This is a genomic window from Rhodococcus sp. ENV425 (assembly GCF_002887785.1).
GTDB lineage: Bacteria > Actinomycetota > Actinomycetes > Mycobacteriales > Mycobacteriaceae > Rhodococcus > Rhodococcus aetherivorans.
The window spans coordinates 4,999-17,031 of the sequence record NZ_PCZU01000124.1 but is presented as its reverse complement, the minus strand read 5'-3'; the positions used below and the strand labels follow the sequence as shown (position 1 = coordinate 17,031).

Annotated in this window: 12 protein-coding genes; 6 read left to right on the top strand and 6 right to left on the bottom strand. The window is 70.9% G+C overall.

Annotation, left to right across the window (positions count from 1 at the left end; translation table 11 throughout):
- The 3 genes from CQZ88_RS10040 to CQZ88_RS10030 all read right to left on the bottom strand — a co-directional run.
- Positions 1 to 845 (bottom strand): Bax inhibitor-1/YccA family protein (locus CQZ88_RS10040; protein ID WP_180986990.1); only part of this gene is annotated, 845 nt, incomplete at its 3' end.
- Between the two features lie 96 nt (positions 846 to 941).
- A complete protein-coding gene (locus CQZ88_RS10035; protein ID WP_006935794.1) occupies positions 942 to 2,087 on the bottom strand; it encodes a class I SAM-dependent methyltransferase in 1,146 nt (381 codons plus the stop codon).
- Positions 2,081 to 2,440 (bottom strand): hypothetical protein, encoded by a 360-nt coding sequence (locus CQZ88_RS10030; protein WP_006935793.1) that lies wholly within the window; start codon positions 2,438 to 2,440, stop codon positions 2,081 to 2,083. Before CQZ88_RS10030 ends, CQZ88_RS10035 begins: the two co-directional genes overlap by 7 nt.
- Positions 2,441 to 2,601: 161 nt before the next feature.
- Between CQZ88_RS10030 and CQZ88_RS10025 the strand changes: the two genes are divergently transcribed.
- The gene (locus CQZ88_RS10025) at positions 2,602 to 6,096 is read left to right on the top strand and encodes a serine/threonine-protein kinase (protein WP_065922860.1); all 3,495 of its coding nucleotides are present in this window, start codon (positions 2,602 to 2,604) and stop codon (positions 6,094 to 6,096) included.
- A gap of 51 nt (positions 6,097 to 6,147) precedes the next feature.
- Positions 6,148 to 7,164 carry a magnesium transporter CorA family protein gene (locus tag CQZ88_RS10020; RefSeq protein WP_006935791.1) on the top strand — a complete coding sequence of 339 codons (1,017 nt, stop codon included), beginning with the start codon at positions 6,148 to 6,150 and terminating at the stop codon, positions 7,162 to 7,164.
- A gap of 25 nt (positions 7,165 to 7,189) precedes the next feature.
- Here the strand turns inward: CQZ88_RS10020 and CQZ88_RS10015 are convergent, their stop codons facing one another.
- Positions 7,190 to 7,381 carry a hypothetical protein gene (locus CQZ88_RS10015; RefSeq protein WP_029542193.1) on the bottom strand — a complete coding sequence of 64 codons (192 nt, stop codon included), beginning with the start codon at positions 7,379 to 7,381 and terminating at the stop codon, positions 7,190 to 7,192.
- A 135-nt stretch (positions 7,382 to 7,516) separates the two neighbouring features.
- Between CQZ88_RS10015 and CQZ88_RS10010 the strand changes: the two genes are divergently transcribed.
- Complete coding sequence (locus CQZ88_RS10010) at positions 7,517 to 7,714, top strand: CsbD family protein (protein WP_006935789.1); 198 nt, start codon at positions 7,517 to 7,519, stop codon at positions 7,712 to 7,714.
- A gap of 69 nt (positions 7,715 to 7,783) precedes the next feature.
- On the opposite strand, the gene CQZ88_RS10005 is transcribed toward CQZ88_RS10010, so the two are convergent.
- The gene (locus tag CQZ88_RS10005; RefSeq protein ID WP_050034816.1) at positions 7,784 to 9,295 is read right to left on the bottom strand and encodes a DUF4389 domain-containing protein; all 1,512 of its coding nucleotides are present in this window, start codon (positions 9,293 to 9,295) and stop codon (positions 7,784 to 7,786) included.
- Between the two features lie 364 nt (positions 9,296 to 9,659).
- Between CQZ88_RS10005 and CQZ88_RS29865 the strand changes: the two genes are divergently transcribed.
- The 3 genes from CQZ88_RS29865 to CQZ88_RS29860 all read left to right on the top strand — a co-directional run bounded on the left by CQZ88_RS29865 (position 9,660) and on the right by CQZ88_RS29860 (position 11,023).
- Entirely contained in the window at positions 9,660 to 9,803 is a 144-nt protein-coding gene (locus tag CQZ88_RS29865) for a hypothetical protein (RefSeq protein ID WP_006935784.1), read from the top strand.
- 276 nt (positions 9,804 to 10,079) lie between these two features.
- A complete protein-coding gene (locus CQZ88_RS10000; RefSeq protein ID WP_102799675.1) occupies positions 10,080 to 10,781 on the top strand; it encodes a type 1 glutamine amidotransferase domain-containing protein in 702 nt (233 codons plus the stop codon).
- Positions 10,782 to 10,873: 92 nt separating this feature from the next.
- Complete coding sequence (locus CQZ88_RS29860; protein ID WP_006935782.1) at positions 10,874 to 11,023, top strand: hypothetical protein; 150 nt, start codon at positions 10,874 to 10,876, stop codon at positions 11,021 to 11,023.
- A gap of 19 nt (positions 11,024 to 11,042) precedes the next feature.
- Here CQZ88_RS29860 and CQZ88_RS09995 read toward each other — a convergent pair.
- Positions 11,043 to 12,033 (bottom strand): amidase (locus CQZ88_RS09995; protein ID WP_258008533.1); only part of this gene is annotated, 991 nt, incomplete at its 5' end.

Here is a 12,033-nt window from a genome sequence, read left to right as displayed (position 1 = left end):
TTCTGGAAGTACGACAGCAGGCGCAGGATCTCGACGTACAGCCAGACCAGGGTGACGGTCAGACCGAAGGCGACGCCCCACGCGGCCTTCTCCGGCGCCTGGGCGCGGATGAGCTGATCGGCGGCGTCGAAGTCCAGCAGGAAGCTGAACGCGGCGATGCCGATGCAGACGAGGCTGAAGACGATCGCCAGGGTGCCGCCGTCGCGCAGGCCCAGGCCGCCGTCGACGAAGAAGCTCGCCACCAGGTTGCCCAGCGCCAGGACGAGGACACCGATCAGCGCGCCGACGATCATGCGCGTCAGGCGCGGGGTCACGCGGATCGCCCCGGTGCGGTAGACGACGAGCATGCCGAAGAACACGCCGAACGTGCCGAGCACCGCCTGGACGATCAGGGTTCCGCCGCCGGCGCCACCGAAGGTGATGTCGGTGAACATGAACGACAGCGCACCCAGGAAGAAGCCCTCGGCGACGGCATAGGCCAGGACGATGGCCGGGTTGTCCATCTTGCGGCCGAAGGTGGCCACGAGGACCAGGACCAGGCCGATGAGACCACCGCCGATGACGAACGGCGCGGCCAGGTTCACGTTGCCGTTGACGAGGACGTAGGAGATCAGCGCCGAGATCGCCAGCACGCCGAGCGTGATGCCGGTCTTGGTGACGACGTCGTCGATCGTCATCGACCGCTCGGTGGTGGGCCGGGCCCAGGGGTCCGCCTGCGCGTACTGCGGCTGGCCGAATTGCTGGGTGACCTGCGCGGCGCCCGCCGTCGCAGAGCCGAACGTGGCGTATCCGCCGCCCTCTTGCTTGGGCAGGTTGCGGAACACCGGGTTACTGGTGGTGCGCACCGTGCACATCCCTTCTCGTGGTCGGTTCTGTCCGTTCAACGATCCGCGGACGCCGGGAGTTCCCCGGACCGGAGCCGAGCACGGACAAACCGGACTCTACCGGGTGCGCACGGAGCGGGTCACGGTGAACTTACGGTTGCGTCCTGCAACTTCTGTGCGGCCGACCGTCCGCTGCAGCATCCCACGATAGTTCAGGTGGGTGTTGTAGACGGTCCACAGTTCACCGCCCGGGCGCAACAGCCGGGCGGCCGCGTCGAACATCTTCACGGCCGCGCCCGTGTGCACGGCGGCGCCGACGTGGAACGGCGGATTGCACAGCACCACGTCGACGGAGGCGTCCGGCAGCGACCCGGCCACGTCGTCGCGCAGGACCTCGACCCGGTCCGCGACGTGGTTCGCGGCGGCGGTGGCGGCGGCCGACGCGACCGCCGCGGCCGACTGATCGGTGGCGATCACCCGCAGCCCGGGGAACCGCCGGGCCGCCGCGACGGCGAGGATGCCGGTGCCGCAGCCGAGGTCGACGGCGGTCCTCGCGTCGCGTGGCAGCCGGGGCAGGAAGTCCAGCAGGAATCGGGTGCCGATGTCCAGGCGGGAACCGGCGAACGCGGCCCCGTGCGCGACGACGGTGAGCCCGACGTCGGTCACCGTCTCGGTCACCGGGTAGGTCGGCTCGGCGGCGATCGGGCCGCGGGCGGTGAGCACCCGTGACTTCTGCCGGCCCCGGGAGGCCCGGACCTCGGTGAAGCTCCGGGCCAGCACCTCGTTCATCGCGGGCGTGATGTGCTTGTCGCGGCCACCGGCGAACACCGTCACGCCGGGGTCGGCGTGCCGGGCGACGGTCTCGGCGATCTCGGTGAGCGCGGCGAGCGACCGCGGCAGCTGCAGCAGCACCACCCGGGCCCCGGTGAGCAGATCGGCCCCGAGTCCGTGCACGGTGAAGCGATCGGACAGGCCCTCGCGCGCGGCGTTCGCGGCCAGGGCCCGCTCCCCCACCACCGAGTCCTGGTGCACCCGGATCCCCGACGCGGAGTACCGCACGGCGACGCCGAGGGTGAGGGCGCCGTAGTGGTCGTCGATCACCGCGACGGTCCCGGCCGGCGCCGCGGCGAGCGCGGCGTCGGCTTCGTCGAGGATCAACCTGTCGGCGGCATCGACGGCGACCAGGTTGGGCGCCTCCACGTCCGGGAGGCGCCGCAACCGGCCGAACAGCTCGTCGCCGGCAGCAGAGTCGCCGGTCAGCACTGCCCCTTGCCGGCGTTCTCGACGGCGCGCAGCGTTTCGGCCTGCTGTTCCTCGCTCAGCTCCGCCCAACCCGGCAGCGACTTCTGCGCGTCGGCGACGGAGGTCGCCGCCTGGGTGCGGTCCTGCCCCCAGGATTCGAGCTGGTCGAAGTACGGCACCAGGGCGCTGCAGATCTGGTCGTAGCTCTGGCCCAGCTCGATGCCGGTGCTTCCGGTGACCTGGCTCGTGCTCGGCGCGGCGGTGGTGGACTCGGTGGTCCCCTCCCCTGCGGAGCCGGAGTCGCCGGACGATCCGCAGGCCGCCGCGAGCAGCACCGCACCCGTACCGAACAGCGCCGCGAGAGTCTTCTTCATCGTTTCCCAATTCCGATCGCAGTGTCGTTTCCCGGAGTTTCCGGCCGTCGTTGCCGGGAGGCCCGGCCGGACAACGGTAATGGAGAACCGGCGATCGATCCGTGTCGTGCCCGCCACACCCGGGACTATCCTGGAGGAATCCACGTGAGGTGAGTGCCCCGATGGCAGAGAACGATCCACTCGCCACCCGGCGAGCCCCGGTCTCCCACGCCGGCGCGGCGGAGGACGAGACCGTCGAAGATCTGCGCCTCGCGGGGTTCGCGGACGCCGTGGAGATCGGCCGCGGCGGTTTCGGGGTGGTGTACCGGTGCCGGGAGACCGCACTCGACCGCACCGTCGCGGTGAAGGTGCTCACCGCGACGCTCGACGCCGACAACCTCGAACGGTTCCTCCGCGAGCAGCGCGCGATGGGCCGGCTCTCCGGGCACCCGCACATCGTCACCGTGCTGCAGGTCGGCACGACCGGCAGCGGCCGGCCCTACCTGGTGATGCACTACCACCCGCACGACTCGCTCGAGGCCCGCATCCGCCGCTACGGACCGCTGCCGTGGCCGGACGTGCTGCGCATCGGCGTCAAGCTGTCCGGGGCGCTCGAGACGGCACACCGGGCCGACGTGCTGCACCGCGACGTCAAGCCCGCGAACATCCTGCTCACCGAGTACGGCGAACCGCAGCTGACCGACTTCGGCATCGCGCGCATCGGCGACGGCTTCCACACCTCGTCGGGCGCGATCACCGGCTCCCCGGCGTTCACCGCGCCGGAGATCCTGGCCGGCACGCCGCCCACCCCGGCCGCCGACGTCTACGGCCTGGCCGCCACCCTGTTCTGTGCGCTGACCGGGCACGCGGCGTTCGAGCGGCGCCGCGGCGAGCAGGTCGTCACACAGTTCCTGCGGATCACGACCGAACCGGTCCCGGATCTGCGTAGCACCGGCGTCCCGGACGACGTGTGCTCGGCCCTCGAGCGCGGCATGGCCACCGAGCCGGATGCCCGTCCGCAGTCCGCCGCGGAGTTCGGGGAGCTGCTGCAGCAGGCGCAGGAGCGCGGCGGCTGCGACGTGGACGAGATGGCGCTGCCCGTGGGTCCGGACAGTCTCGGGCCGCTGCCGGTCGCGGGGACCACGCACACCACCGGACCGCACCCCACGCCCACCGCGATCACCACGCCGCCGGTGCCGGCAACCCGATTCCGGCCGCAGGCACCCACCCGGCCGCTGGTGAAGCGCACCCGGCTCATCGACCGGCTGCGCCTCGGCCGGCGCCGCCGCCTCGTCGCGATCCACGCCCCGACCGGGTTCGGGAAGTCGACGCTGGCCGCCCAGTGGCGGGAGGTACTCACCGCCGAGGGTGTTGCGGTGGCGTGGCTCGCGGTCGATCGGGACGACAACAACGTGGTGTGGTTCCTCACCCATCTGATCGAGGCGTTCCGGCAGGTGCGTCCGCAGTTCGCCCGTCAGCTGCGGCAGGTGCTCGAGGCCCACGGCGACGACGCCGAGCGGTACGTGCTGTCCACCCTGATCGACGAGATCCACCGGGAGGAGGCGCCGATGGCCCTGGTGATCGAGGACTGGCACCTCGTCACCGCCCCGGGGACCGTCGCCGCACTGGACTTCCTCCTCGACCGCGGGTGCCATCACCTGCAGATCGTGGTGACCAGCCGGAGCCAGGCCGGCTTACCGCTCAGCCGGATGCGGGTCCTCGACGAGCTCATCGAGATCGACTCGGACGCCCTGCGTTTCGACGCCGAGGAATCCGATGCCTTTCTGCGCGACGTGAGCGGCCTGGACCTCGAGCCCGAGGACGTCCGCGACCTGACCGACGTCACCGACGGCTGGGTCGCCGCGCTGCAACTGGTGTCGTTGTCGCTGCGCGACAGTGAGGATCCGACCGGGCTGATCGAGAACCTCTCCGGCCGGCACCACGCCATCGGCGAGTTCCTCGCGGACAACGTGCTCGACACCCTCGAGCCGGAGGTGTACGAGTTCCTGCTCGCGACGTCGATCACCGAGGAGATCACCGGCAGCCTCGCCACCGCGCTCACCGGCGACCCGCACGGGCAGGCGATGCTCGAGCAGATCGAGGAGCGGGACCTGTTCCTGCGCCGGGTCGACGACGAGGGCCGCTGGTTCCGCTACCACCGGCTGTTCGCGGACTTCCTGCGCCGCCGGCTCGAACGCGATCACCCCGAACGCGTGGGCGCGCTGCACCACGCCGCCGCGGAATGGTTTGCGCGCCAGCACATGCTGCGCGAGGCCGTGGACCATGCGCTCAGCGCCGACGAGCCGGAACTCGCGGTCGAGATGGTCGCCGCCGACGGGATGCTCCTGGTCGAGCACTCCCACATGACGACGCTGCTGGCGCTGGTCGCGAAACTGCCGCCGCGTGGGGTGGCGGCGCATCCGCAGCTGCAGATGACCGTCGCGTGGGCGAACGCGTTGCTGCAACGGGCCGACCAGACCCGCGTCGCCCTCGCCGCGGCCCGGGGATGCCTGAGCTGCTGCAACGCGCCCGAGGAGGACATCGCGGTCCTGCAGGTCGAGGCCGACGTCGTCGACGGTGTCGTCGCCGCCTCCACCGACCACACCGCCGGCGTCGCGGACAAGGTCGCGCCGTGCCTGGACGACCCGGACACCTTCCGCCCTTGGGTGGTGTCCGTCGCGGCGAACGTGGCGACCTTCGTGGACGTCTACCGGTTCGACTTCGAGGCGGCGCGGCGACGGCAGCGGTGGGCCGAGCCGTACCACCGGGCCACCAACGGCCCCTTCAGCCTCGTGTACGGGCTGTGCCTGCTCGGCATCGCGGCAAACGAGCAGCTCGACGTCGCCACGGCCGAAAGGCACTTCCGCGCGGGGTTGCGGGCCGCCCGCAAGGGGGGCGGCGTCCACACCCATGCCGCGCGCCTGGCCGCCGCCATGCTCGGGGAGCTGCTCTACGAGCAGGGCCGGATCGCCGAGGCCGAGGCTCTGCTCGACGAGAGTCACGAGCTCGGAACCGAGGGCGGCGTACCGGACTTCATGATCGCCCGGTTCGTCACGGCCGCGCGGCTCAAGGCGCTGCGCGGCGACCGCGCCGCGGCGGCGGCACTGCTCGACGAGGGAGCGCGGGCCGCCGACGACTACCGGTTGCCGCGGCTGCGTGCCCGGGTGATCAACGAACGCGTGCGGCTCGGCCTGCCGGTTCCGCGGCCCGCCCCGCGGGAGATGCCGGATTCCGACGCCCCGGATCCGGACGGCATCGCGGAGATCACCGCGCAGGTGGAGGACGCCACCGCCATCCGTCTCCTCTACGGCACGGGCCGGGCCGAGGACGTGGCCCGGGCCTGCGACTGGGCCCGGCTGTGGCATCGCCGGGTGTCCGGCCGCGGCCGGTACCGCGCCGAACTGCAGGCGGCGCGGCTGCTCGTGGCGTGCCTGCACGCGGCCGGACGTCTCGAGGAGGCCCAGGAGGTGCTGGCCCCCGCGGTGGCCACGTGCGGGCGGCTGGGCATGCTCCGCTATCTCGTCGACGGTGGAGCCCATGTGGTGCAGGTCCTCCCGTTGCTCCGCGACCGGCTGCAGACTCTGCTGTGGCCCCCGGACTGGCCGGCGGTGGACGAGGCCTTTCTCGACGAGATGCTGCGGCTGACGGAGTCGGGCGGCACGAGCACCGCGCTCTGAGCACCGGCCGTCGGGGCACGCGTCGGCGGACGGGTAGGGCAGACTGCGAACGTGACCGCTGCTGTTCCCGACCACGTCCGCACCCGGCTCTGGCGCGACGGACGGCTCGTCGCCGAGAACTATCCGCTGGCCGAGGTCTCCGAGCACCTTCAGGACGAGGGGGCCCTGGTGTGGGTGGACCTGCACGATCCGACGCACCGCGAGCTGTCCGACGTCGCGGACGAGCTGGATTTCGATCCGCATGCCGTCGAGGACGTCGTGGCGCACGCGGAACGCACGAAGGTCACCCGCTACGCCACCCACACCTTCATGACGATCTACGCCACGTCGCTGGCGGACGAGAGCGAGCCGGCCGATGCGCACGGGTCACGGCTCAGGATCACGCGGGTCTCGGTGTTCGTGGTCCCGCGCGGCCTGGTCACGGTGCATCGGGGCACCGGATTGGACGTCGGCGAGGTGATGCGGCGCTGGGACGACAACTCCGATCTGCTCCGGCACGGCACCGCCGCGTTGCTGCACGGGCTGCTCGACGTCGTCGTCGACGGCCAGTTCGAGACCATTCAGGGGCTCGACGACGCGATCGAGGAACTGGAGGACGGGTTGTTCGACGAGCGCGCGCACATTCGCGCGCTCCAGCGTCACACCTACCGGGTACGCAAGGAACTCGTCCAGCTGCGCCGGGTCGTGCTGCCGATGCGGGAGGTGGTGGCCGCGGTGATGCGGCACCGGGCCGAGCGGGGAAACTCCGTCGAGCTCGACGGCTGGTACACCGACCTGTACGACCACGTGATCCGCGCGACGGAGTGGACCGAGTCGCTGCGCGACATGGTCACCACGGTTTTCGAGACCAACCTGTCGCTGCAGGACGCGCGGCTGAACATGGTGATGAGGAAGCTCACGGGGTGGGCCGCGATCATCGCCGTGCCCACCGCGGTGACGGGCTGGTACGGCCAGAACGTGCCGTACCCCGGCTTCGGGCAGTGGAGCGGGGTGTTGTCGAGCACCGCGATCATCGCCGGGTCGGCGGGGATGCTCTACATCGTGTTCAAGCAACGCAACTGGTTGTGACCGGCGCGGCCCGCGTCCGGCCGTGCTACGAGGTTCCTTCGGTGTCGTCGAAGAACCGCCAGTCGTGGTCGCCCTCGACCCTGACCTCCATACGCCAGCCCAGCTCGCTGTTGTCGGCCTTGGAGTCCACGAACCAGGCGTGCGCGTCGTCCGCGCTCTCGATGTCCTTGGTCGCCACCACTTCGCCCTTGGGGTCGATCACTCGGTAAGTAGCCATGCCCGGGGCTTTCCCCGGTGACGCGGCGGCCAAACCCGCGGCGCGGGGGATTGAGCCGTCCCCGCGGCGCGGGGATTGAGCCGACGCGCTGTGGGGTAACCGGCAGGGGAAGCGACCACGGACGAAGGAGGAGACATGGCTGATTTCATCGACAAGGCCAAGCACAAGGCGGAGGACGTGTCCGGTCAGGCCAAGGAGGGAGCGGGCCGCGCGACCGGTGACCGTGACCTCGAGGCGGAGGGCCGGGGCGACCAGGCGTCGAGCAGCCTCAAGCAGGCCGGCGACAAGATTTCCGACGCCGCCGGCAAGGTCAAGGACTCGTTCAAGAAGTAGTGCCGCGGCACGCATGCACGTGGCCTCGTCGACCCTGTCGACGAGGCCACGGCTCATGTCCGGGGACCGTCAGCGTCCCTCCCCGGGGCGGGTCTGCTCCCCGGAGGCCGGGTCGCCGTACTGCTCCTTCGAGAGCGGGATCTGCGTTCGGGTGGGGCCGTGTTCGGGCGGGAGGTCGTCGTGCGGCCCCTCCGGTGCCGCGTACTCGTGCAGTTCCCGGGGACCCTGGTCGAGCCGGAACGGCGGGTACTCGTCGCGCAGCAGGGCCGCGTAGGCCCACACGCGGAACCGCCAGCGGTTGATGCCCACGACGAGATCGAACAACCCGCTCGGGTAACGGGCGGTGAACAGCAGGGCGATCGCCGCGACGAGCACGAGAATGCCGAGCAGCGACCACGAGTAGGTCCACACCGCGTCGTCCCAGTCGTCGCCGTTCCCCGACGCCGCTGTGGCCCCACCCCCGACGAGCACGGCGAGGATCAGATAGTGCGGGACGGCGAGCAGCCACCACTTGACCAGCACCAGTCCCCGGGAGAGGCGTTCCGGGTAGGGGACGTCGAAATCGGCGGGATAGTCCGTGCGGTGCAGCGTGAAGGGCGGATACCGGTCGGTGCCCAGGGCCGCGTAGGTGTAGAACCCGACGCGCCACCACCACCGCATCACGCCGACGTTGAAGTCGAACAGCGGCCGTGGGTAGCGGCCGGTGAACAGGATCGCGAAGCCCGCGACGATCGTCGTGACGAAATGCGCGATCGCGAGGAAGAAGAGCACGATGTAGTGCGGGATCGCCAAGAGCCACTTCACGAGCCACAGCCCGCGCGACGGCGCGTCCGGATCGCCGCGCAGCATCACCGGATAGGAGCCCGGGGCGACGGCTGAGGGAGGCGGAGCGTGCGCCGCGGGCGGGCCGTGCCGGCCGAGTCCCACCGCTCCGAGGACGAGCAGCGGCACCCCGATCACCAGTAGCACGAGCCCGCTGATCAGCAGCCACAGCGCGAGCGGTCCCAGGAACGGGAACTGGGCGCCCGCCTGCAGGTCCACCGCCACGCCCGGGGTGGCGTCGGCGTTCATCACGACGATCGACCACACCCCTTCCTGGAATTCCCAGCGCAGCTCCTGGGTGCCCGGGCCGGAGGCCGACGCGGCCCAGAAGTCCTCGTCACCGGGCACGCGGGCGGGGTCGTCGCCTGGGATCTCGCGATACTCGGCGCGGAACGGCTCGAACCGGACGTCGGTGATCTCGGCGTGCGCGACGCCGGACAGGAAGGCGTCGACCTCCGCCTGCGGGCCGATGCCGACGAACACCGGCCGGCCGGGATCCTCCGACGCCGCACGCAATCTGAGCCGGCCGAGGTCCTCGGCGCCGAAACCTGTCGGCGCGTCGTCGAAGACCAGGTCGATGCGCTCGGAGACGAGCGCACTCGAGTCGGTGCGGTACCGCTCGGTGGGAGCGGTGAACCAGCCGTCGTCGCGCTGGGCGAAGTATCCCCAGCCGAGCACTCCGGCGGCGACGAGCAACGCCAGGCCGAGCATCGACAGCAGGACGCCTACAACGAACATGACGATCTTGCCGGCCTTCATATCGGCCTCCGATTCGCAGTGTCGTACACGCGGTCCGCACTCACCGTAGACGCCACCGAACAGGACGAACAAGACTTTGCCTCACCTCGCCGCGCCGCACCCCGCGACACGTCACGCACAGGTTCCATGCGCGTAACGCATCGGCCACCTCCCGCCGTGTAGGGTGACTGCATCGACGACACGTCTCGGTCGATCGCTTCCGATCGGGCGAGTACAGCGTGATTTCGGTCGAGCACCACCAACCGAGCCCTGTCCCGTGACCGTCCTACCCGCATACCGGGTACGGGTGTAGCGGCGGCAGCGTCGGGGTACCACAGCTGCGGCTCCGCCGCCCCGACCCGGCTCGCCGGCCCGAAAGGACATCATGCACAACGAAACCGAGTTCCAGACGCCGCTCTTCGTCGAGCCCACCACTCCCGGCGACGAGGGGAACACCGAGCCCGTCGCGACCTCGCAGCCGCCGAGCGGTCCGTACGACTACCACGGCATCTTCTCCGCCCGGGCCTGATCCGCGTCACTGCCGGCCCGGATTGCGGGATGACAAGCCCGCCAGACGATCCCGGCAGTCTCCCTGCCCTCGAGGCCCGTGCGACAGGGCCGCCGTCCGGAAGGCGTACAGTGGACGGCGGCCGGTGGGGAAGACCCGGCCACGCGAACGCCCCGGCCCCGCGCCGGGGCGTTCGTCATTCCGGACGCCGTTCGGTCGACGATTGGAATCGGCCGGGAACGGGAACGCAGTCCGAGGGTCGCCCACGACCCTTTCCCGACCGGAAGGACTTCCATCATGACCAAGGTGCTGTTCGTCGTCACCGGAGCCGATCACTGGACGCTGGCCGACGGGACGCGACACCCCACGGGGTTCTGGGCCGAGGAGCTGATCGAGCCGTACCGGGTGTTCACCAACGCCGGATTCGACATCACGTTCGCCACACCGGGTGGCCGCACCCCCGTCGTGGACGAAGCCAGTCTCGCGCCCGACGCCGCCGGAGGCGAGGAGCGCAGCGACGAACTGCGGCAGACCCTCGCCGACCTGAAGCCGGTCCTCGACTCCCCCACCGTGCTCGAGGACGTGCGCGCCGAGGACTACGACCTCGTGTTCGTCCCGGGTGGGCACGGCCCGATGGAGGATCTTGCCGTGTCCGAACCGTTCGGCCGGCTGCTCGGGAACTTCCTGGACGCCGACAAGCTCGTCTCCGTCGTATGCCACGCCCCCGCCGCACTGCTGCCGGCACGACGCGCGGACGGCGGCTGGCTCTTCGACGGGTACCGGATGACCGGCTTCACGAACGAGGAGGAGACGCAGGCCGGGCTGGCCGAGAAGGCGCCGTGGCTGCTCGAGGATCGCCTCCGTGAGAGCGGCGCCCGGTTCTCCGCGGGACCGGCGTGGCAACCGCACGTCGTGGTCGACCGCCGCCTCTACACCGGGCAGAACCCGGCGTCGTCGCGTGAGGTGGCGGAGCGGGTGGTCGAGGCGGCGAAGAACTGATCTCGCCCGAGCGGCGCCGCTTGTCGCCCTGACCGAGCCGGGGCGCGGGGTGTCATATTGCGGACATACCGGTCACCCGGTTTCATGTAGGGGTGCGCCGGCTGTGGAAGTGGAACAAGGAAGAGCCGTTCTTCGGGGACCCCGAAGAGCCCCGTGGCACGGCCGCGATCGTCGTGATGATCGCGGTCGTCGTCGCAGTGGGGACCGTGCTGTTGCTGACGGCGGGCGCGCCGCTGCCCTGACGCGTGGCCGGCACTGCCGTCAGGCAGCCGGCGCCCACAACGGCGGCTGCAGGTCGAACCATGGTCGTGCCCGCTCGAGTTCGGCCGCCAGGGACAGCAGCAAACCCTCACCGCCGAGAGGCGCCACGAACTGCACCCCGAGCGGCAGGCCCGTCGTCGTCCAGTACAGCGGCAACGAAATCGCCGGCCTTCCGGTCAGATTCGCCAACTGGGTGTAGGGCGTCCGACCGAGGTTCTCGTCCACGATGCGATCCATGACGCCCGCCCGGCGGAGGACCCCTCCCAGATGTGCCGCGAGGAGGGCGCGACCGGCGGCGCGGACGACGCGGGGGGTGGTCAACTCACCGATCCGCGCCGGCGGGAACGCAAGCGTCGGAGTCAGCAACAGGTCGTACGTCTCATGGAAGACCGCCAACCGGCGGGCGTATCCGTTCCACCGCTCGAGCGAGGCGAGGTACTCGGACGGCCGCACCGAGTCCCCGAGGGCGGCGAGAAGACGGGTGTCCATTTCGAATCCCTCGGGACCACACCCGGTGAGCCGACGGGCTCGCCGGATCTCGACGGCCACCCCCGCGAACCACATCGTCAGGAAATCCACTGCGAGGCCGCGTTCGTCGACTCCGGTGGCCGCGGGTTCCACGTGGTGCCCGAGTTCGCCGAGCAGGGTCGCCGCATCGGCGACGGCCGCGACGGCCGCCGGATCCACCGGCGTGCCGAGCGGCGATTCCGTCGCGAATCCGATGCGCAGCCTGCGGGGTTCTTCCGACGCCACAGAGGAATACGAATCCTCGGGCATGGCAATCAGATACGGACCCGCCGGGTCCGGACCGGCGAGCACGTCCAGCATCGCCGCCGTGTCCCGTACCGTGCGCGTCACCACCCCGTGGCTGACGGCTCCGTGCAGGAGCTCACCGAACGCGGGACCACTCGGAACCACACCGCGCCCCGGTTTCAGGCCGACCAGCCCGCAGCACGCCGCCGGGATGCGGATCGAACCGCCGCCGTCGTTC

Bases quoted from the DNA above. Each gene is read 5' to 3' on its own strand.
- CQZ88_RS10025 (WP_065922860.1), top strand. From the start codon at position 2,602: ATGGCAGAGAACGATCCACTCGCCACCCGGCGAGCCCCGGTCTCCCAC.
- CQZ88_RS10000 (WP_102799675.1), top strand. From the start codon at position 10,080: ATGACCAAGGTGCTGTTCGTCGTCACCGGAGCCGATCACTGGACGCTG.
- CQZ88_RS10030 (WP_006935793.1), bottom strand. From the start codon at position 2,440: ATGAAGAAGACTCTCGCGGCGCTGTTCGGTACGGGTGCGGTGCTGCTC.
- CQZ88_RS10010 (WP_006935789.1), top strand. From the start codon at position 7,517: ATGGCTGATTTCATCGACAAGGCCAAGCACAAGGCGGAGGACGTGTCC.
- CQZ88_RS10015 (WP_029542193.1), bottom strand. From the start codon at position 7,381: ATGGCTACTTACCGAGTGATCGACCCCAAGGGCGAAGTGGTGGCGACC.
- CQZ88_RS29865 (WP_006935784.1), top strand. From the start codon at position 9,660: ATGCACAACGAAACCGAGTTCCAGACGCCGCTCTTCGTCGAGCCCACC.
- CQZ88_RS10005 (WP_050034816.1), bottom strand. From the start codon at position 9,295: ATGAAGGCCGGCAAGATCGTCATGTTCGTTGTAGGCGTCCTGCTGTCG.